The following is a 20,681-nucleotide window of genomic DNA, read 5'->3' on the forward strand; positions in this document are numbered from 1 at the left end:
GGATCACCCATACAGATGGGTGCAGAGGCATTCCGTCAGCGTCCCGGCTGCCACTCCGAATGCTCGATCACGCCCTCATAACGCAGCCAGGGCACATCATGGGATACCCAGATGTGATGCTCGGCCACTACGCCCGGATCGTCATCCAGGGTTGCGACACGCACAATCACCACGGGCAGGTGCAGCCTTTCGGCCATCAGATGCGAGCCGCACCGCGAACAGAAATAGCGTAGCTTGCCTGGCGAGGATTCATAGGCGGTCAATGCGTCCTGGCCCTTGAGCCAGCGAAAATACTCGCGTTTGACCCCGGCAGTGGTGGTAAACGCCGCCGCGTGGGTCTTGCGACAGGTACGACAATGACAATGCCCGATCGGCATATCGATAGCGTCGACTTCATACTCGACGGTCCCACACGCACAACTGCCCTTCATACCCGCTCCCTGACCATGACCTGCGACAAGACACGATCCTAACCAGCGGGCATCAAGCTGGCCAGCCGGTATCAGTCCAGGCGCATGCAGCGATAGGCTTCGGTCCGGTAAGGAAAGGCAATGGTCGCTTGGCCGCGCAAGGCCGGATGGGTGTTGATCAAGGCATGCAGTTGCTCGGTGACCCGTGCCTTTTCCGCCGGGGGCAGTGCCGCGATGAAGCTGACCGATAGAAAGCGGTCGATGATGACTTCCTCGGGCGTGCCCACATGGCTGTACTCAAAGCAACTCAGCTCCGGCACCGAGAAGTAGTCACCGTTGAATGGCTTGCGCCAGGCCCCGGTGTGAAAACGCGGGGTATCGCCCTCGTAAGGGGTAATGATCCGGGTAATGGCCGCCACCCAGTCAACCGACTCGTCACGCACATTCCACACCAGTCCAAGCCGTCCGCCCGGCTTGAGCACCCGGTGAATCTCGGCGAGCGCCGCTTCATGGGCAAACCAGTGAAACGCCTGGGCACACAGCAGCGCATCGCCAATCTCGGAGGCCAATGGTATTGCCTCGGCAGTCCCGGACAGCGCCCGAACCGCCGGCAGGCGTGCGACCAACTCAGCCCGCATCGCCTCGACCGGCTCGATGGCCGTCACCGTGGCGCCGGTTGTCGCCAACAGCCGGGTGAACTTGCCAGTACCGGCCCCCAGGTCGACAACCTGCGCGCCCGGCCCGATAGCCAGGCTGTCACGCAACCACGACAGCAGCTCGGCCGGATAGTCAGGACGCCCGTGGGCATAGGTCTTGGCTTCGGCGCTGAAGCCAACTTGTGCTGCCTGGTGAACGCCTGACATGACCATGACCTCTGATGAATGGATTCCGATGAATACTACCGTGCCTCAGTCTTCCAGATCCTTGGGCGGTGCTGCCGGTTTGTCGGCCTTCCCGGCCTTGGCACCTTTCGCCCCCTTCGCCGGCTTGGCTTCCGCTGCCGGCGGTGGCGTAGGCGCAACGGCGGCCTTCTCCGCGGCCGGCAAGGCATCGACCGCACTGAACACGTCCTTGAGCGCAATCGGCCCGTCGTGTTCGAGGATCTTCTGCTCGCCGTCCTTGCCGACCAGGATCACCGTGGACTTGCCCTCCGGTGTGACCCCCAGCTTGAGCCCGCGGATCAGCGCCATGGTGGCCGGTTGTTCCATCCATTTGCCCGCACGCTTGCCGACCGTCTGCGCCACCTCGTAGAGCACCAGTTGACGTTCGTCGATGTCCTTCTTGTTGGCCGGGTCATCGATCGCCTTCTTCAGGCTGACCAATGTAGGATCCGCCGTACTCGGCGCAATCACGATCAACGGACGGTTTTTCCCCAGATCCTGGGCCAGCGGAGACAGCTCATCGGCCGCCCAGGCGGGACTTGCCGCAACGATGGACAGTACAGCGAGGGTCAAAGACCGGATGAACATACACACCTCCTTCGGATATTCATGGGGTAATGATTGCGCATCGCTGGAAAAGGTCCACACGCAACGCAGTTATTTTTCGAAATTCAAGTAACTTAGTCTTTCCTCCAGCAACACATCAAACAATGCCTGGGCCGCCGCCGACAGCTCATGACCAGGTTTGGTCAACACGCCAATGGCCCGTTCGACCACCGGATCGCGCAAAGTAATGCAGCGCGCCCCCAGCTCGCGCATCTGTCCGACGCACAATGCCGGCACCGCACTCACCCCCAGCCCGCTGGCGACCATGCGCCCCACCGTGGCCAGTTGATGACTCTCGAACTCCACCGGCAAACTCATGTTCCGTGCCCGCAGATGTTCCTCCAGCATCACCCGCACGGTGGACGGGCGCTGCAAGGTAATGAAGGGTTGCGTGAGCAAGGTCGGCCAATCGATCTCCGCCAGATCGACCCAGGGCGAATCGGCCGGCACCACGGCGACGAAACGGTCGATATACAGCGGCGTGAAAGCCAGCGACGAGCCCTGCGGCGGTTCGAAAGCCACGCCCAGCTCCACCTGGCCATCCCGCACCATCTCCAGGACCTGCTCGTTGATCACATCGTTGACCGTGACGTTGACCTGGGGATAGCGTGCACGAAAGGTCTTGAGGATCGGTGGCAGCAGGTTACCGGCGAATGACGGCATGGCGGCCAAGGTCACGCGCCCACGCTGCAAGGTGAAACGCTGGCGCAGTTCGTCCTCGGCATTGTCCCAATCGGCGATCAGACGCCGGGCCAGGGGCACCAGGACCTCGCCTTCCGGGGTCAGCGCGACATTGCGGGTATTGCGGCTGAACAGCCGTCCGCCCAGACCTTCTTCGAGGGCCTTGATGGTCAGGCTCAGGGCCGATTGCGACAAATACAGACGCTCGCCCGCCACGGCAAAGCTCAGGCTCTGGGCAACGGCAAGAAAGGCCCTAAGCTGTTTAACGGTCATGGACGAGGTCTCGACTGAGGAAAAAATCATTCTTGATCTTTATCAATCAATCGACCTTAAAAATCAACTTAACAAATATATCTTCCGGAGCAACACTCACCTCCAACGGCGAGTCCGACAAACAACAAGAGGATGGTGCATATGGCAGGTTTCGATAAACGCGTGTCTTCCTATGAAGAAGCCCTGGCCGGGCTCGAGGATGGCATGACAGTCCTGAGTGGTGGCTTCGGCCTGTGCGGTATCCCCGAAAACCTGATCGCCGAGATCAAGCGCAAGGGCACCCGCGACCTGACCGTGGTTTCCAACAACTGCGGCGTCGACGGCTTCGGTCTCGGCGTGCTGCTGGAAGACCGGCAGATTCGCAAGGTGGTCGCCTCCTATGTCGGCGAAAACGCTCTTTTCGAGAAACAACTGCTCAGCGGTGAAATCGAGGTGGTCCTGACCCCGCAAGGCACCCTGGCCGAGAAAATGCGCGCCGGCGGCGCCGGTATCCCGGCCTTCTTCACTGCCACCGGGGTCGGCACCCCGGTCGCCGACGGCAAGGAAACCCGTGAGTTCAATGGCCGTCCGTACCTGATGGAAGAGTCCATCACCGGCGACTTCGCCATCGTCAAGGGCTGGAAAGCCGACCACTTCGGCAACGTTATCTACCGCCACACCGCACAGAACTTCAACCCGCTGGCCGCCACCGCCGGCAAGATCACCGTGGTCGAAGTCGAGGAAATCGTCGAACCCGGCGAGCTGGAGCCATCGCAGATCCACACCCCGGGCATCTACGTCGACCGGGTCATCTGCGGCACGTTCGAGAAACGCATCGAACAGCGCACCGTGCGCAAGTGATCCCCGGCCCTTCCCTCGACTAACGGAGAACAAGAACATGGCACTATCCCGCGAACAAATGGCCCAGCGCGTCGCCCGCGAAATGCAGGACGGCTACTACGTGAACCTGGGCATCGGCATTCCGACCCTGGTCGCCAACTACATCCCCGCCGGCATGGAAGTCATGCTGCAATCGGAAAACGGCCTGCTCGGCATGGGCGCCTTTCCTACCGATGCTGAAGTCGACGCTGATATGATCAACGCCGGTAAACAAACAGTCACCGCCCGTATCGGCGCGTCGATTTTTTCCTCCGCCGAGTCCTTCGCGATGATTCGCGGCGGCCATATCGACCTGACGGTGCTCGGCGCCTTTGAAGTCGACGTCGAGGGCAACATCGCCTCCTGGATGATCCCCGGCAAGCTGGTCAAGGGCATGGGCGGCGCCATGGACCTGGTGGCCGGCGCGGAGAACATCATCGTCACCATGACCCATGCGTCCAAGGACGGCGAGTCGAAGCTGCTGTCGCGCTGCAGCCTGCCGCTGACCGGCGCGCGCTGCATCAAGCGCGTGTTGACTGACCTGGCCTATCTGGAAATCGAGAACGGCGCGTTCATTCTCAAGGAGCGCGCGCCAGGGGTCAGCGTCGAAGAGATTGTCAGCAAGACCGCGGGTAAACTGATCGTTCCCGAGCACGTGCCTGAAATGCAGTTTTCCTGATGAGGAATGAAGCGATGCAAGATGTAGTGATTGTGGCCGCCACCCGTACCGCGGTAGGCAGTTTCCAGGGTTCGCTGGCCAATATCTCCGCCGTCGACCTGGGTGCCGCGGTGATCCGCCAGTTGCTGGAACAGACCGGCCTGGACGGCGCACTGGTCGATGAAGTGATCATGGGCCAGGTACTCACCGCCGGTGCCGGGCAGAACCCCGCGCGCCAGGCCGCGATCAAGGCCGGCCTGCCCCACGCCGTGCCGGCCATGACCCTGAACAAGGTCTGCGGTTCGGGTCTCAAGGCCCTGCACCTGGCGACCCAGGCCATTCGTTGCGGCGATGCCGAGGTGATCATCGCCGGTGGCCAGGAGAACATGAGCCTGTCCAACTACGTGATGCCCGGTGCCCGCACCGGTCTGCGCATGGGCCACGCGCAGATCGTCGACACCATGATCAGCGACGGCCTGTGGGATGCGTTCAACGACTACCACATGGGCATCACCGCCGAGAACCTGGTGACCAAGTACGACATCAGCCGTGAAGCACAGGATGCGTTTGCCGCCGCCTCCCAGCAGAAAGCCGTTGCCGCCATTGAAGCCGGGCGTTTCGTCGACGAGATCACCCCGATCCTGATTCCCCAGCGCAAGGGCGACCCGGTGGCCTTCGCCACCGACGAACAACCGCGCGCCGGGACCACCGCCGAGTCGCTGGGCAAGCTCAAGCCGGCGTTCAAGAAGGACGGTACGGTCACCGCCGGCAACGCTTCGTCGCTGAACGACGGCGCCGCCGCCGTGATCCTGATGAGTGCCGCCAAGGCCAAGGCCCTCGGCCTGCCGGTGCTGGCGAAGATCGCCGCGTATGCCAACGCGGGCGTCGACCCGGCGATCATGGGTATCGGCCCGGTCAGTGCGACTCGTCGTTGCCTGGACAAGGCTGGTTGGTCCCTCGACCAGTTGGACCTGATCGAAGCCAACGAAGCCTTTGCCGCCCAGGCCTTGTCGGTGGGCAAGGAACTGGGTTGGGACGCGGCCAAGGTCAACGTCAATGGCGGTGCGATTGCCCTCGGTCACCCGATCGGGGCCTCGGGTTGCCGGGTGCTGGTGACGCTGTTGCATGAAATGCTCAAGCGCGATGCGAAAAAAGGCCTGGCGACCTTGTGCATCGGCGGCGGCCAAGGCGTGGCGCTGGCGATCGAGCGCTAGTTCCCGACAAAGCCGGTGATGGCGGTGAATCTTACATCGCCATCGCCGGCAAGCCGGCCACAATCTCTGTGCCGAACCGAAAGTCTGCATGCAACCGGAAACCTGTGGGAGCACACCGTGTTGCAACATATCCTACAGGCTTCATAGCGTTATCCGGCACGGCCAGGTAACGATCCTGCTGCTATCCTCGATCTTTACCCCGTAGAAATCGAGCCGCCCGCATGATCCTTGTCCTGCTCCCCCACTCTGACTACGACCCCACCGAAAGCAGCGTGCCCTGGCAGGCCATGCGTCGGGCCGGGATTGAGGTGCGCTTTGCCACCCCCTTGGGCGTCCCGGCCTACGCCGATCCGCGTCTGGTGGAGCAAGGCTTCGGCCTGCTGAATCCCATGCTGATGACCCGCGACAGCGATTTGCAAAGCTACAAGACGATGATTGCCGACGAACACTTCCGCCAACCGCTGGCCTACGCCGATGTCGACCCCGGGCAATTCGAAGGCTTGCTCGTACCAGGCGGACATGCCGAAGGCATGCGCAGCCTGCTGGAGTCCGACGAGGCCAAGCGCATCGTCCTGCACTTCTTCAAAACCGGCAAACCGGTCGCCTCGGTGTGCCACGGCCCGCTGCTACTGGCCCGCACCCTCGACCCCGACAACGGGCGCTCGGTGCTCCACGGGCGCAAGGTCACCGCGCTACTGTCCACCACCATGGAACTGGCCGCCTGGCTGATCACCGCACCATGGCTCGGCCGTTACTACCGGACTTATCCGCGAACCGTCGAGTCCGAGATCAAGGCGGCACTGGCCAGTCCAAAAGACTTCTCCCAGGGCCCACCCGCGCTGCTGCGCGATTCCGCGGCCAAGCCGGGCCGTGGCTTCGTGGTCCGCGACGGCAACCTGCTGACCGCGCGCTGGCCGGGGGATTGCCATCGCCTGGCGGCCGAGTGGATCAAGCTGCTGAGATCCGCACAAGCCGCGTAGAAGCCAATTGGCCGGCGCTGACTGTCAGCTCAAGCCAGCCGGGTTGCAGAACAGCGATGGATGAAACGAAGGTTATAGCTGAATCCATCAGGGCTGCGCGGCCCCTTGCGCCCCGCGCGAACGAAAACTCCCGGGACTCTCCCCCGTCCACTGCTTGAACGCGCGGTGAAAGGCGCTGGGCTCGCGAAAGCCGACTTCCTGGGCGATATCGGCAATGCTCATGCTGGTACTGCGCAAGCGCTCGAAGGCGATGGCCCGACGCACCTCGTCCTTGATTTCCTGATAGGAAAAGCCCTCGCGCTGCAACGCCCGGCGCAGGCTGGCCTGGTGGATATCGAACTCCACCGCCAGTTGCTCCAGGGTCGGCCAATGGTCGTAGCCGCAGGCGCGCAAGCGCTGGTGCACCCGGGCGCTGAAACCCTCGCGATTGCGGAAACGGATAAACACCGACTGCGGTGCGTCGCGCAAAAAGGTGTAGAGCGACTTGCGGTCCTGCAGCACCGGCAAGCGCAGGTATTCGCGCTCGAATTCGATTTCGGTCACCGCCGCATCGAACTCCACGTAGGCCCCCCACAACAGGTGCTCGTCGCCATGGGGCGGACGGGCATGGGCGAAACGGGCGCGGCTGATGGGAATGCGCCGCCCGGCCAGCCAGCACATCAGGCCGACGATCAGGATCAGGAAGGTTTCGGTGATCACCGCTTGCAGGTAGGGATCCGCGGTCTCGGTGCGCATAACCACGACCACCCGCTTGCCGCGGACCTGCACCTGGGCCTGGATATCGCGCAGGAACAGGGCGAAATACTCCAGCGACAGGTCCAGGGCCTTGCCCACGGTTGGCGCCTGGATCAGTCCCCGGCAGATCAGGGCGAAGCTGCCGATGGGCATGCCGTGGGAGTCGAAGCCGAAAAACTCGTCGCCCAGCTCGCGGATCACCGTCAGCCAGAGTTGTGCCAACAGCTTCGGCGCGACTCGCTCGCCCAGTTCATCCAGGGAACGCTCGACAAAACCCGCCGCCTGCAACAGCTCGGCAATGCGCTGCGGCCGGTCGCGAAAACGCACCAGCAAGGCTTTGATGAAGTAGGACGACACCGAATGTTTTTCTTTCATGAATCCCAAGCTGCGTATGGCAAAAAATCACAGGTTTACTGAACAGTTTCGGCATAGGCCGAGTGGCCGGGCACGTCCTAGACTTGCATCACTGGATGCATTGCCTGCGCCTCAACCAGGATCATGCAGGCCGATCCCCACAATAATCAGGACTGCCCCCATGTCAAAGCCCGAAGTGTATATCGTCAGCGCCGCCCGTACCGCCATCGGCACCTTCGGCGGCGCGCTGAAAGACGTTCCCTTGAGCGAACTGGCCACTACCGCGGTCAAGGCCGCCCTGCAACGCAGTGACGTCGATCCGGCGCGGGTCGGCCATGTGGTGATGGGCAACGTGATCCCCACTGACACCCAGGACGCCTACCTGTCCCGGGTCGCCGCGATCAACGCCGGTATCCCGAAGGAAACCCCGGCCTACAACGTCAACCGCCTCTGCGGTTCGGGTTTGCAGGCGATTGTCTCGGCGGCGCAGACCCTGCTGCTCGGCGACGCCGAGATCGCCATCGGTGCCGGCGCCGAATCCATGAGCCGCGGCCCCTACCTGCTGCCCTCGGCCCGCTGGGGCGCGCGCATGGGCAATGTGCAGGCCATCGACTATATGCTGGGCATTCTCCATGACCCGTTCCACGGCATCCACATGGGCATCACCGCCGAGAACATTGCCGAGCGCAACGGCATCACCCGGCAGATGCAGGACGCCCTGGCCCTGGAAGAACTACTGCGTGCCAGCCGCGCCATCGAGGAAGGCCGTTTCACCTCGCAGATCGTCCCGGTGGAAGTGCGCAGCCGCAAGGGTCCGCAACTGTTCAGCGTCGACGAGCACCCACGGGCCACTTCGCTGGAACAGCTTGGACAAATGCGCACCGCCTTCAAGAAGGACGGCACCGTCACCGCCGGCAATGCCTCGGGCCTGAATGACGGCGCCGCCGCCCTGCTGCTGGCCACCGGCGCCGCGCTGCACAGCGACGGCCTGAAACCCCTGGCCCGCCTGGTGGCCTACGCCCATGCCGGGCTGGAACCGGAACTGATGGGCCTGGGCCCGATCCCGGCCACGCGCCTGGCGCTCAAGCGCGCCGGCCTGACGGTGGCCGACCTTGATGTGATCGAAGCCAACGTTGCCTTCGCCGCCCAGGCCTGCGCCGTCAGCCAGGAGCTGGACTTCGACCCGGCCAAGGTCAACCCCAACGGTTCCGGGATTGCCCTGGGCCACCCGGTGGGCGCCACCGGCGCGATCATCGCCACCAAACTGATTCACGAACTGCATCGCACCGGCGGCCGCTACGGCCTGGCCACCATGTGCATCGGCGGTGGCCAAGGTATCGCCGTCATCTTCGAACGGGTTTAAGGACTACAGAGCATGAGTATTCAACGTATCGCCGTGATCGGCGCCGGCATCATGGGCAACGGGATTGCCCAGGTCTGTGCGGTGGCGGGTCTCGAAGTGTCGCTGATCGACGTTTCGCAGCAGGCCCTGGACAAAGGCCTGGCGACCCTGACCGGCAACCTCGACCGGCAAGTGCGCAAAGCGGTGATTTCAGAAGACGACAAGCAGGCCGCCCTCGGCCGCATCAGCCTGAGTACCGACTACGCCGTGCTGGCCCGGGCTGAACTGGTGATCGAGGCGGCCACGGAAAACCTCGAGCTGAAAAAACGCATTCTCAAGCAGGTCGCCGAAGTGGCCAGCACCGAGTGCATTATCGCCACCAACACTTCATCGCTGTCGATCACCGAGCTGGCGGCGGCGATCGACCAGCCCGGACGCTTTATCGGCCTGCACTTCTTCAACCCGGTGCCGATGATGGGCCTGCTGGAAGTCATCCGTGGCCTGCAGACCGACGATGCCACCCATGCCCAGGCCGTGGCCCTGGCCGAACGGATCGGCAAGACCGCCGTCACCGCCCGCAACCGTCCGGGCTTCGTGGTCAACCGCATCCTCTGCCCGATGATCAACGAAGCCATCTTCGTGCTCCAGGAAGACCTGGCCAGCGCCGAGGATATCGACGCCGGCATGCAGTTGGGCTGCAACCAGCCGATAGGCCCGCTGGCCCTGGCCGACCTGATCGGCCTGGACACCTTGCTGGCAATCATGGAAAGCCTGCACTCGGGCTTCGACGAGCCCAAGTACCGCCCGGCGCAGTTGCTCAAGGAAATGGTTGCCGCCGGCTATCTGGGCCGTAAAAGCGGTCGCGGCTTCTACACCTACGAGCGCTGATTGCCATGCCCCGCAGCGCCCTCGCCGCCATGCCTGAAGCCGAGCTTCAGGCCAGGACCTCGCGTCATCTGGAAACCCGCGAAAAAGCCGTGGCGCTGTTTGCCCGCCGCGGCTTCGCCCAGGTGGGCCTGCGGGAGCTGGCCGGGCACCTGGGCATCCAGGCGGGCTCGATCTACAACCATATCGAGAGTAAGCAGGCCTTGCTCTTCGAACTGATCGAGAGCCTGCACCTGGAGCTACTGGGGATCGTCACGCAACCGGTGCGCAGCGCGCGCTCGGCGGAGAAACGTCTGAACGAGTTGATCGCCGCGCACCTGGACCTGCATCGCGCCAAGGGCGATTTCTTCCGGGTCGCCGAACATGAGTTCCACTGCCTGGAAGCGGCGCACCAGGCGGCGATCCTGGTCTTGCGCAGGCGTTATGAGAGTCATCTGGTCAAGTTGCTGGGGCCGTTGGGGTTGTCAACCGATGCCAGCCTGGCCCTGACCACCGTGCGCACCTTTCTCTGCCTGCTGAACAACCTGCCGGCCTGGACCGAGGAAGCCGGGCTGGATGCGGCGACGTATCGGGCGTTGATGCACAATATCGCGCTGGGGGCGGTCAAGGGCGCGCTGATAAAGCCGCCGCTGTAGGAACTGCCGGTCGACGCTCAATTGCCGGCGATGGCGACCGAACAGGCGACGCAAGACTCACGGGCCCCATCGCCGGCAAGCCGGCTCCTACAGGGGTTGCGGTGTATCCAAGACCGGGGGCGTTACAGGCAGGTCGCCACCGCCGCCAGCCTTCTTGCGCCAATCGGCTTGCTGGTGGTCGCGTAGTAGTCGACTACCGTGCCCTCGCCCTCCTGGCGTATATCGGCAAAGAACTCCGAACCCCGGGTATAAACGGTCGAGCCGCTCTTGTAGCCGGGTTGCAGATAAGCCGCCGCATCGACACCGAATACCGCTTCTTCCTGCCAGGAAAACTGGATGCACTGGGCAACGACATTCTCGGCCTTGCTCGAGGTGAAGCTCTTGGTCGGCCCGGTGCTGCGGGTCTGGTTCATGGCCGGGCCCATGCAGCCCGCCAATGCCAATACCGCCAACGCCCCGATTAACATCCGCATGACCGTTCCCTGCCGAAAAAAGAAGCGACTTTAGCACTGTGGCGGTCCAATACGAATCACTACTCGTGCAAGACCGTCGTTCAGGCATCCTCGAGAATCAGATCCGCCCCCTTCTCCGCCACCATCAGCACCGCCGCATGGGTATTGCCCGACGTCACGTTGGGGAAGATCGACGCATCGACAATCCGCAGCCCCTTCATCCCATGCACCTTCAGGCGCTTGTCGACCACCGACACCTGCGGGTCCGAACCCATCGCGCAGGAACCACACAGGTGATAGATCGACCCGCTGTTCTCGCGAAAATACTCCAGCATCGCCGCGTCGTCATTCACCGCCTTGCCGGGCAACACTTCATCGACCGTGATCGCCCGCAACGCTGGCGCCTGCATGATCTTGCGAATCAGCCGGCTGCCCTGCAATACCTCGTCGATGTCCTTCTCGGTGCTCAGGTAGTTCGGGTCGATCAGCGCCGCATCCGTCGGGTTCTTCGAGGCGATCCGCACGCTGCCGCGACTGGTCGGCCGGCAGGGGTTGAAGCACAGCAGGAAGCCCGAATAGGGTTCCGGCTTGAGACTCGCCTTGTTGTTCTTCGGAATCTGGTACGACAAGGGGTTGAAGTACATCTGCAGGTTCGGATGCGCCTGCTCTTCATTGCCACGGAAAAACCCGCCGGCCTGGTTCACGCTCATGGCCAACGCGCCCTTGCGGGTCAGCAGGTATTGCAGGCCCAGCTTGAGCTGGCCGAACAAGGAGCCCAGCTCATCGTTCAAGGTCGGGATATTGGCCTTGTAGTAGTAGCTCACACACAGGTGGTCCTGCAGGTTCTGCCCCACCGCAGGCAGGTGCTTGACCAGCGGCACCCGGTGTTCGCTGAGCAGTGTCTGCTCGCCGACCCCGGACAGTTGCAGGATCTTCGGCGTATCCACCGCACCGGCACACAGGATCACTTCCTTGTTGGCCTTGAACGAACGCGCCACGCCGTGCTGGCTGATGGAAATGCCGATGGCCCGCAGGTCGTTGTCGAACAGCACCCGGTCCACCAGCGCATGGTGCTCGACGGTGAGGTTCGGCCGACTCAGGGCCGGGTGCAGGTGGGCGAAGCTGCTGGAGCTGCGCTGGCCGTTGCGGGTATTGACGTCGTAGACCCCCGCCCCTTCGAACTTCGGCCCGTTGAAGTCGTCGCTGCGCTGGTAACCCAGTTGCTCGCAGCCCTTGAGGAACACATCGCAGATCGGGTGCGTATGCCCCTGCATCGGCGTGATGCTGATCGGCCCGCTGCCGCCGTGGTATTCGGTATCGCCCAGCGGGTGATTTTCCAGCTTGCGGAAATACGGCAGCACATCCTTGAACGCCCAGCCGTCATTGCCGTTGGCCGCCCAGTCATCGAAGTCATGGGCCTGGCCACGCACATAGACCATAGCGTTGATCGAGCCCGAACCGCCCTGGACCTTGCCCCGGGGGGCGTAGATTTCCCGGTTGTGCAGTTGCTTCTGCGGCTGGCTGTAGTACATCCAGTTGAAGGTCGGGTTGTAATACATCTTGGCGAAACCGACCGGGATCTTGAACCAGAACGAGGCGTCCTTGCCGCCCGCTTCCAGCAACAGGACCGTGTATTTCCCCGAAGCCGACAAGCGGTTGGCGAGGATGCAACCGGCGGCGCCCGCGCCGGCGATGATGTAGTCGTATGTCATGCAGGTTACCGCTGATTCGTTGAAAACGCCGCCCTGTCCCAGGGCGGCAGGATGGCTCAGCCCCTGGCCGGCGACGTGTCTTTCACATCGGCGGGGGTCGGCGCCATTTGCAGGTGCAGCCGCTGGCCGGTGTAGGGCGTGTGCTGGCGCACCACGTCCATGTTCAGCTCGACGCCAAGGCCCGGCTCGCTGGACGGGATGATGTAGCCGTCTTCCCATTGCAGCGGCTTGGTCAGCACTTCGGCGTGGAAACCGCCCCAGGTCATGATGCTTTCCTGGATCAGGAAGTTCGGCGTGCAGGTCGCCAGCTGGAAGCTGGCCGCGGCGCCGATCGGGCCGTTGTACAGGTGCGGGGCGATCTGCGCGTAGTAGGCCTCGGCCATGCTGGCGATCTTCTTGGCTTCCAGCAGGCCGCCGCAGCGCGCCACGTTCATCTGCAGGATCGACGCGCCGCCGGCCTGCAGCAGCTTGAAGAACTCGTACTTGGTGGTCAGCCGCTCGCCGGTGGCAATCGGGATCGTGGTCTTGGCCGCCACTTGCGCCATGGCTTCTTCCTGGCCCGGCGGTACCGGCTCCTCGAACCACAGCGGATCGTATTTTTCCAGGCGCTTGGCCAGGCGAATCGCCGAGGACGGCACCATCTGCCCGTGGGTGCCGAACAGCAGGTCGCACTTGTCACCCACCGCTTCGCGGATCTTGCGGCAGAAGGTTTCGCAGCGCTCCAGCACTTCCAGGGAAATCTGGTGGCCGGAATAGGCGGTGTAAGGCCCGGCCGGGTCGAACTTCACGGCGGTGAAGCCCAGCTTCATGTTCTCTACCGCGCATTCGGCGGCCAGGTCCGGGTCGTCGTAGTCATACTCGCCACGGCTGTTGACCGGGTACAGGTAGGTGTAGGAACGCAGACGCTCGTTGACCTTGCCGCCCAGCAGCTCATACACCGGCTTGTTCGCCGCCTTGCCGATGATGTCCCAGCAGGCCATCTCCAGGCCGCTGACCACGCCCATCATGGTCAGATCCGGACGTTGGGTGAAACCGCTGGAATAGGCCTGGCGGAAGAAGCGCTCGATATGGTGCGGGTCCTGGTCCTGCAGGTAGCGTTCGAACACGTCCTCGATGATCGGCACCATGGCCTTGGGCCCGAAGGTGGCGGCGTAGATCTCGCCGACGCCCTCGATGCCGCAGGCGGTCTTGAGCTTGACGAACAGCCAGTACATGCCGCCGATATGCGGCGGCGGTACGGCGACGATATGGGTTTCCAGGGAGACGATTTTCATATCAGGCACCTGCCTTTTTATTGACCAGCGCACGCAGCGCCAGGGCCGCCAGGGTTCCAAGCCCGCCGATAAAGGCGATGTAGCCGAAATAGAGCTTGTAACCCAGGGCGCCAGGGAAGTTTTCCGTGAGATAGCCATTGATCAACGGGATAAAGGTGTCCGGCAGGTAGCCGACCACCGAGACAATGCCGATGGCCAGGCCGGTGATCCGCAACGGGATCTTGCAGGTGTCGAGGATCGCCCAGTACAACCCGCGAATGGCGTAGGTCATCAGGCCGATAAAGATCACCGTGGCCACCAGCAAGCCGATACTGCCCAGTACCGGGAAGACGATCAGCCCGAGGATGCCGAGGGTCGCCAGCAGCAGCGCAAGGATCAACACCGAGATATTCGAGAACTTGTCACCCAGGTAGCCGCCACCGAGACCGCCGATGGGGCGCATCCACAACTTGATGGTGGTGATGGTGCCGGCCATGACCGCGGTCATGCCGCTGCCTTGCAGGTAGTCGGAGAAGCTGTAGGTGGCCCAGAAGATGTGATAGCCGCAGAACACGATGGCGGTCACCAGCCACAACTCGGGGATCTTCACCAGGAAGGCCAGGTCGCCGAGCAGACTGTGTGAGGCCTTTTCTTCCCGGGTTTCAACGGCCGCCACGGACTTGGGGTCCTTGAGCGAAACCAGCACGCAACCGATGGCGATACAGGTAAAGGAGTACAGGTAGACCACATGCTTGAAGCCTTCTGCCGCCGACTCGCTGCGGGTTTCGGTGGCGTAGGCGAACAACCCCAGCGCCACGGTGGCGAGCATGGCTTCCACCAGGCCGCGACCGCCATCGAGGATGCCGAAGAAACGCCCCTGCTCGGAGGCCTCGGCGATCATCTTGACCCGCTTGAGCACCGAGGCCCAGAAGGTCAGGCCGGTGGTCAGGCCCCAGCAGCCGAAGATGATCATCAGGCCGGTCATCGGCGGTGCGGTGGAGTACCAGATCCCCAGCAGGCCGGTGGCCACCAGCGAGAAGAAGATCAGGAAGCGCGGTGCCAGGCGATCCGCCAGCCAGCCGCTGGGCAGGTAGCTGAGCAGGAAGATGGTACCGAGCATCGAGTACAGGTAGCCCAGCTCGCTGTGGTTGATATGGAACACTTCGAGCATGGTGGTCTGGTAGACCTGGCGCAGGTAGAGGATCGGGTAGATCGCCCCGGCGGCCAGCACCAGCAACATCAGTTGGAAATAACGACTGCCCTTGTCGCTTTTGGCGGACGTGGCGGCGGCGTGAACCTGGACAACAGCAGGCTTGGACATGAACGGGGACCTCGGGCGATCCGGCAATGCACGGTCGCCCCTCTCTATCGATTGTTGTTATTGGAATAGCGTGTCGGGTAAAGCCTGTCTCAGTACTTCATGACCACCAGTCGGGTCTGGGTGAATTCAAGCATGCCGTGCTTGCCGTCATCGCCACCCAGGCCGGAACGTTTCCAGCCGGCATGGAAACCCTGGTAGGGGTCGGCCGGGGTACGGTTGACGTAGAGTTCACCGGACTCGATGGCATTCGCCACTTTCATCGCCGTGCGGTAGTTCTCGGTATAGAGCACCGACGACAGGCCGAACTGGTGATCGTTGGCCATGGCCAGCGCCTCATCGATATCACGGTACTTGAGCACCGGCAGGACCGGGCCGAAGATTTCTTCCTGGACGATCTCCATGTCCTGGCGGCAACCGCTGAGCAGGGTCGGCGGGTAGAAATACCCCGGGCCCTGGGGGATCACGCCGCCCGTCTCGAGTACCGCGCCGTCGGCCACGGCACGCTCGACCATGGCGTGGATATTGCGCCGTGCGCTGGCATTGACCAGCGGTCCCATCCGGCTGGCATCCACGGCGCGGTCGCCAAACCGCACCGCGCCGATCTTCTCTTTCAGCAGCGCGAGGAAACGGTCGTGCACGCTTTCGTGGACATAGACCCGTTCCACCGCCGTGCACAATTGGCCGCAATGAGTGGTCTTGGAGGCGACGATGGCACTGGCGGCCTGTTCCATGTCGGCATCGGCCTCGATGATCGCCGGGGTCTTGCCGCCCAGCTCCAGGGACGGCTTGGCGATATTGGCCTTGCAGTAGTCGAGCACGATGCGCCCGGCGTTGACGCTGCCGGTGAGGGTGATCAGGCCGACGGCCTTGTGGGTGCAGACACTGGCGGCGGTGTCGTGGTCCATGGTGAGGATATTCACCACCCCGGCGGGCAGGCTGGATTGCAGCACGGCCCGGGCGATTGCAAACGCCGAAATCGGTGTGTTGTTGCTCGGGCGCACCACCACGGTATTGCCGGCGATCAACGCCGGGGCGACCTTGCGCAGCAGGGTGTAGACCGGATAGTTGAACGGAATCAGGCAGGCGACGACACCGATCGGCTCGCGCTGCAGGAACAGGTTTTCGTCCGGGGTATCGCTGGGAATGACCTCGCCTTCGATGCGCCGTGCCCATTCGGCGTGGTAGCGGGTGATCTGCGCGGCATAACGGGCTTCGTTGCTGGCGTCGGCAACGCTCTTGCCGGACTCCGCCGCCAGGGCCTGGCCAATGTCTTCGGCGCAGGCTTCCAGGGCGCTGGCCAAGCTGCGCAGATGCTCGGCGCGTTCGATGCTGGTGAGCTTGCCCCAGAGCTTCTGGGCGGCGGCGGCGGCCTCGACGGCCTCGACCGCTTCGCCGCAGGTGGCGGCCGGGACGTGATCGATCAGGGTTTCGGTGGCCGGATTGTAGACCGCGATCCGGGCGGTGCCGGCGGGCTCGACGAACTGACCGTTAACAAAATTGCGCTGGGTGGACATCTACGGGTTCTCGTACTTTTCTTATCTGAGAACCAGCAGTCTTGTCATCCGGAGCGGGATGAACAAACGATTAATTCAAGCGGCAAACATTCAAAAAATGCAGGTTACCTGCTATGTCATAGATAAATCGCACTTGTGGCGAGCGGGCTTGCCCGCGCTGGGGTGCGAAGCGGCCCTGAAACCAGGCAATTCAGTACATTCAGACAGAATGCGCCAGACGGTTTTACGACTGCTTCGCAGCCGAGCGGGGGCAAGCCCCCTCGCCACAAAAACAGCCCTGCCCCCCTCTTTAACGGGCAGGCATGATCACCGGGGTAGAAGGCTCCAATTGTCGCCGCGCCAGTTGCAGTTCTTCCTGCAACCACTGGCTGAAAATCTGCAACTGGGGGATCTGCGTCTGCTCCTGGCGCGTCACCAGCCAGTAAGACTGGTGACCGTCGACATGTACGTTGAGCACCTGGGTCAACTGCCCGCAGGCCAGTTCGCCGGCGACCATGTGCCAGTCGGCGATGGTGATGCCCAGGCCGTCGATGGCCGCGCGGATCGCCAGGTCCAGCAGGTCGAACTCATAGCCGCTCAAGGTATCCACGCCACTGATCCGCGCCGCGTCCAACCAGTGTTTCCAGGTCAGGTAGCGCTGGTCCTCCTTGGCCAGCACATGCAGCAGGGTCAGGCGGTTCAGGTCGATCTCTTCCTGCCCGCTCAACTCTCGGGCATACAGGCTCGGCGAACACACAGCGATATGCCGCTCATGCATCAGCAGCGAGCTGTCCAGGCCATCCCATTCGCCGTCGCCGAAACGAATCGCGCAGTCCAGGGTGCTGGTCTCGGCCAGGCTGTCCTGCAGGCGGGTAGTGATGCTCAACTCCAGCCCGGGATGCTGCTGGCGCAAACGCCCCAGGCGCGGCAGCAGCCAGCGGCTGGTAAAGGTCGGCGGCGCATTGATGCGCAGGCGGTTGGCGTGGTTTTTCTCCTGGATGCCGCGCACGGTCATCTCGATCTTGTCGAAGGACTGGTGCAGCGCGCGCAGCAACACCCGTCCGGCACTGGTCAATTCGAGATGGTGGTGACGGCGCTCCAGCAGGCTTTCACCCAGTTGCTCCTCCAACTGACGAACCTGGCGGCTGACAGCGCTCTGGGTCACGTTCAACAGCTCGGCGGCGCGGGTGAAGCTGCCGGTGCTGCCAGCCACTTCGAAGGCTTTGAGCGCGTTGAGCGCGGGCATTTTGCGTTTCAAGAAAAGACACTCGGCAAGGGACGGACGGCCACAGCATCGCATGGGGCCGGGGCCGGGTAACATTCCTTTTTGTCTATCGTCCTACAAAAATCAGAATCTGCTCCGTCGTCTCAAAACACAAACCTGCCGCGGATCCAGAGCACGACACACATCCTGCAGAAGCCTGGCTTGTCGGGACGCCGCAGCGCAGGGAAGGAGCCCTCAAGATCGCCAAAAGCTTCGCTGGCAAGCCAGGCTCCAGGTTCCGTTGTGTTCTCAAGATCAGCGACCTCGGAGTTACGATCAAATGTCGCTTTTGTAAGAGAACCGTCGCTGCGAGATAAATAGCACGAGTATTTCGCACTGCCCTCATGAGTATTCAGCACTGGTTCTTTTCAACTTATAAACGCTACCCTGCCCTGTAACTTTAAACACAAACTCCCAACGCACTTACATTGGGCGCCACCGCCACTTTCGCCCCATTGTGTTGCACCTCATCCAACAACTTATTTTTTCGGGTCGCGCAATGACAGTCATAAAAAACACCCCAACAAGAGCCCTCGGCCTGCTCGCTTTTATATTCACCTGCTGCAATGCCAGTACCCACGGCTTCAGCATCTTCCTTTATTCCGCCTTGTTACCCGAGATCCGTCAGCACTTCTCCCTGAGTTACAGCCAGGCCGCCTCTATCGCCGCCTTGCTGCAACTCTTCTATATGGGTGCGTCGATTGCCAGCGGGATCGCCGCCGCCTGGATCAGCCCCTTGAACATGGTGCGCCTGACCATGCTGCTCAGCCCGCTGCTGCTGGCGTTGGCTGTCGCCACGCCCTGGGTCCTGCCCTTTGCCCTCTGCCTCGCACTGGTCTCGGCCTGCGCGGTGTCCAACTGGAACGCGATCGCGGCGCTGGCCGGCGAGGTGATTCCGGCGTCCCACCGCAGCCGGGTGCTGGGCCTGGCCTCTTCCGGGGCAGCCTTCGCCATCTGCCTGAACGGCATCCTGATCGCCGTGCTCCAGGGCATTTCCCTGGGGGCTTTCTGGCTGATCTGCGCCGGGCTCACATTGCTTGTCAGCCTGCTGACCCTCTGGGCCCTGGCGCCCCTCGGTCGCCAGCCGGACACCCGCACCACGGCGGCCACTTCGCTCGGGCGGGTGCTCCGGCACTGGCTGCGCCTATGCGTGGAGCAGCCCGTCGCCATGCATATCCTGCTGCTCAGCGGCTTTATCGGCAGCATCAGCGGCCCGTTCCTCAACTTCCTCTCGGCCTTCGTCACTGAACGCCTGGGCGCCAGCCCGCAGGTCACCGGCTCGCTCTGGACCTTGATCGGCGCCTGTGGCGCGCTGGGCGGGATGTCGCTGGGGTTGCTGGCTGACCGCTGGGGCGCGCTACGGGTGATGGCCATCAGCATCGGCGCCTTCGGCCTGGCCATGCTCGGCCTGCTGCTGCACCCCGGTCTGCTGCTGACCTGGCTGGCTGCCGGACTGTTCGCGCTGTTCTACTTTCCCGTCTGGGGACTGATGGCCGCCTACCTCAGTGCTCGCCTGACACCGGTGCAAAGCCTGCAAGTGGTGAGCCTGAGCATGGTCGGCTACGGCCTGGGCAGCGCCAGCGCGAACTGGGCCAACGGCCTGTTGCTGCAAGCCAGCGGCTCGTTCGCCATCATCCATGCCTGGATCGCCGGCTGGGTCCTCGCCAGCCTGCTGCTACTGCAGGTCATGGCTCGCCACCAGCGCCGTAGATCGCTGCTCCAGGAACCGATCTGAACGAAGCAACTGGCGCCCGAGCATCTCCACCATCGCGTCGAGCCCCGGTTCCTGGCACGCCGACGAACGCCAGAGCATCAGGCGAGCCGGCTCGATGGACGGGAAGCCGTCCCGCTCATCCAGAATCCGCCAGCCCTCCGGTACCAGCCGGCGGGCGGTCACCCCCACCGTTTCACCGCCCTCGATGGCCACGCCGATCCCCCGCGGACTCTGGCTGGTGTAAACCACATGCCAGGACCGGCCAGCCTCGGCCAGGGCGTCGATGGCATTGGCGCGAAAGGCACAGCCTTCGGCATACACCGCCAGCGGCAGCGACTGGTCGTCGGCCCAGGAACGGGCGTCGGCAGTCACCCAGACCAGCGGCTCGTCACAGAGAAACTCGCCCGGTTGCAGGTTGGCGTGCTGCACCCCGAGTACCAGGTCCAACTCACCGCGCTGCAAGCGCCCGACCAGGGCCACCGAGGCTTCGCAGCAAACGTCCGGGCGGACCTTGGGAAAGTGTTCGCGAAAATCGCGCAAGACCGCGGCCAGGCAGTATTGCGCGTAGTCCTCGGGCATCCCGACGTGGATGCAGGCGAGGTCATTAGGCAGATGGGCGGCATTGATCGCCTCGTTGTGCAGCTTGAGGATGCGCCGCGCATAGATCAGGAAGGTCTCGCCGCTGGGGGTCAGGCTGATACTGCGGCTGGTGCGGTGGATCAGCGGGGTGCCCACCACCTCTTCCAGCCGTTGCAGGCTCTGGCTGATGGTCGACTGGGTTTTATGCAGGCGCTCGGCCGCCGCCGAAAAACCCTGGCATTCAATAATCGTCACAAACACCTTGAGCAATGTTCCGTCCAGATGACCTGACATAACTATCGCTCCCGCCGATGGATTCGATCGTAACTCATCATTTCTATTATTCCTGTTTTTAAGCAACTATCGATTCAACGCCTAGAC

At 62.9% G+C, this 20,681-nt stretch carries 20 protein-coding genes; 8 read left to right on the top strand and 12 right to left on the bottom strand.

The features are described 5' to 3' along the window. Nucleotides 1-35: 35 nt before the first annotated feature. From M5B96_RS23095 to M5B96_RS23110, 4 genes are all read right to left on the bottom strand, one after another. On the bottom strand, nucleotides 36-431 hold the full coding sequence (locus M5B96_RS23095) for a GFA family protein (RefSeq protein WP_248799315.1): 396 nt from the start codon (nucleotides 429-431) through the stop codon (nucleotides 36-38). 71 nt (nucleotides 432-502) lie between these two features. After that, nucleotides 503-1,273: a class I SAM-dependent methyltransferase gene (locus M5B96_RS23100; RefSeq protein ID WP_248799316.1), complete on the bottom strand. Its 771-nt coding sequence runs from the start codon at nucleotides 1,271-1,273 to the stop codon at nucleotides 503-505. A 45-nt stretch (nucleotides 1,274-1,318) separates the two neighbouring features. Continuing rightward, on the bottom strand, nucleotides 1,319-1,879 hold the full coding sequence (locus M5B96_RS23105; protein WP_248799317.1) for a DUF4174 domain-containing protein: 561 nt from the start codon (nucleotides 1,877-1,879) through the stop codon (nucleotides 1,319-1,321). Between the two features lie 69 nt (nucleotides 1,880-1,948). Continuing rightward, nucleotides 1,949-2,851, bottom strand: a complete 903-nt coding sequence (locus tag M5B96_RS23110) for a LysR family transcriptional regulator (protein WP_248799318.1) — start codon at nucleotides 2,849-2,851, stop codon at nucleotides 1,949-1,951. 141 nt (nucleotides 2,852-2,992) lie between these two features. Here M5B96_RS23110 and M5B96_RS23115 point away from each other — a divergent pair, with 141 nt between their 5' ends. The 4 genes from M5B96_RS23115 (at nucleotide 2,993) to M5B96_RS23130 (ending at nucleotide 6,561) form a co-directional block, all read left to right on the top strand. After that, on the top strand, nucleotides 2,993-3,691 hold the full coding sequence (locus M5B96_RS23115) for a CoA transferase subunit A (protein ID WP_103499279.1): 699 nt from the start codon (nucleotides 2,993-2,995) through the stop codon (nucleotides 3,689-3,691). Between the two features lie 37 nt (nucleotides 3,692-3,728). Beyond that, complete coding sequence (locus M5B96_RS23120; protein ID WP_248799319.1) at nucleotides 3,729-4,388, top strand: CoA transferase subunit B; 660 nt, start codon at nucleotides 3,729-3,731, stop codon at nucleotides 4,386-4,388. Between the two features lie 14 nt (nucleotides 4,389-4,402). Beyond that, nucleotides 4,403-5,581 (top strand): acetyl-CoA C-acetyltransferase, encoded by a 1,179-nt coding sequence (locus M5B96_RS23125; protein WP_248799320.1) that lies wholly within the window; start codon nucleotides 4,403-4,405, stop codon nucleotides 5,579-5,581. Nucleotides 5,582-5,802: 221 nt separating this feature from the next. Next, nucleotides 5,803-6,561 (top strand): DJ-1/PfpI family protein, encoded by a 759-nt coding sequence (locus M5B96_RS23130; protein ID WP_248799321.1) that lies wholly within the window; start codon nucleotides 5,803-5,805, stop codon nucleotides 6,559-6,561. An 87-nt stretch (nucleotides 6,562-6,648) separates the two neighbouring features. On the opposite strand, the gene M5B96_RS23135 is transcribed toward M5B96_RS23130, so the two are convergent. Continuing rightward, nucleotides 6,649-7,671 (bottom strand): AraC family transcriptional regulator, encoded by a 1,023-nt coding sequence (locus M5B96_RS23135; RefSeq protein ID WP_248799322.1) that lies wholly within the window; start codon nucleotides 7,669-7,671, stop codon nucleotides 6,649-6,651. A gap of 160 nt (nucleotides 7,672-7,831) precedes the next feature. Between M5B96_RS23135 and M5B96_RS23140 the strand changes: the two genes are divergently transcribed. Genes M5B96_RS23140 through M5B96_RS23150 form a run of 3 tightly spaced genes read left to right on the top strand, consistent with a single transcriptional unit; the run spans nucleotide 7,832 to nucleotide 10,512 of the window. Next, nucleotides 7,832-9,013, top strand: coding sequence for an acetyl-CoA C-acyltransferase family protein (locus tag M5B96_RS23140; RefSeq protein ID WP_248799323.1), 1,182 nt, complete (start codon nucleotides 7,832-7,834; stop codon nucleotides 9,011-9,013). Between the two features lie 12 nt (nucleotides 9,014-9,025). Beyond that, a complete protein-coding gene (locus M5B96_RS23145; protein ID WP_248799324.1) occupies nucleotides 9,026-9,880 on the top strand; it encodes a 3-hydroxybutyryl-CoA dehydrogenase in 855 nt (284 codons plus the stop codon). Nucleotides 9,881-9,885: 5 nt separating this feature from the next. Then, a complete protein-coding gene (locus M5B96_RS23150) occupies nucleotides 9,886-10,512 on the top strand; it encodes a TetR/AcrR family transcriptional regulator (protein WP_248799325.1) in 627 nt (208 codons plus the stop codon). Between the two features lie 122 nt (nucleotides 10,513-10,634). On the opposite strand, the gene M5B96_RS23155 is transcribed toward M5B96_RS23150, so the two are convergent. From M5B96_RS23155 to M5B96_RS23180, 6 genes are all read right to left on the bottom strand, one after another. Continuing rightward, nucleotides 10,635-10,985: a hypothetical protein gene (locus M5B96_RS23155; RefSeq protein WP_248799326.1), complete on the bottom strand. Its 351-nt coding sequence runs from the start codon at nucleotides 10,983-10,985 to the stop codon at nucleotides 10,635-10,637. An 80-nt stretch (nucleotides 10,986-11,065) separates the two neighbouring features. Next, nucleotides 11,066-12,676, bottom strand: coding sequence for a GMC family oxidoreductase (locus M5B96_RS23160; RefSeq protein ID WP_248799327.1), 1,611 nt, complete (start codon nucleotides 12,674-12,676; stop codon nucleotides 11,066-11,068). A gap of 56 nt (nucleotides 12,677-12,732) precedes the next feature. Next, a complete protein-coding gene (locus M5B96_RS23165) occupies nucleotides 12,733-13,950 on the bottom strand; it encodes a mandelate racemase/muconate lactonizing enzyme family protein (protein ID WP_248799328.1) in 1,218 nt (405 codons plus the stop codon). Between the two features lies 1 nt (nucleotide 13,951). Then, complete coding sequence (locus M5B96_RS23170; RefSeq protein ID WP_248799329.1) at nucleotides 13,952-15,250, bottom strand: MFS transporter; 1,299 nt, start codon at nucleotides 15,248-15,250, stop codon at nucleotides 13,952-13,954. Between the two features lie 89 nt (nucleotides 15,251-15,339). After that, on the bottom strand, nucleotides 15,340-16,764 hold the full coding sequence (gene aldA / locus M5B96_RS23175; protein WP_248799330.1) for an aldehyde dehydrogenase: 1,425 nt from the start codon (nucleotides 16,762-16,764) through the stop codon (nucleotides 15,340-15,342). A 289-nt stretch (nucleotides 16,765-17,053) separates the two neighbouring features. Further along, complete coding sequence (locus M5B96_RS23180; protein ID WP_248799331.1) at nucleotides 17,054-18,001, bottom strand: LysR substrate-binding domain-containing protein; 948 nt, start codon at nucleotides 17,999-18,001, stop codon at nucleotides 17,054-17,056. Between the two features lie 505 nt (nucleotides 18,002-18,506). Here M5B96_RS23180 and M5B96_RS23185 point away from each other — a divergent pair. Continuing rightward, nucleotides 18,507-19,742: an MFS transporter gene (locus tag M5B96_RS23185; RefSeq protein WP_248799332.1), complete on the top strand. Its 1,236-nt coding sequence runs from the start codon at nucleotides 18,507-18,509 to the stop codon at nucleotides 19,740-19,742. Here M5B96_RS23185 and M5B96_RS23190 read toward each other — a convergent pair. Next, nucleotides 19,683-20,594 (bottom strand): LysR family transcriptional regulator, encoded by a 912-nt coding sequence (locus M5B96_RS23190; RefSeq protein WP_248799333.1) that lies wholly within the window; start codon nucleotides 20,592-20,594, stop codon nucleotides 19,683-19,685. The two genes, M5B96_RS23185 and M5B96_RS23190, sit on opposite strands and share 60 nt — an antisense overlap. Between the last annotated feature and the right edge of the window lie 87 nt (nucleotides 20,595-20,681).

Origin of the sequence: Pseudomonas sp. MWU13-2105 (assembly GCF_023242315.1) — a bacterium.
In the GTDB taxonomy this organism is placed as follows: Bacteria; Pseudomonadota; Gammaproteobacteria; order Pseudomonadales; family Pseudomonadaceae; genus Aquipseudomonas.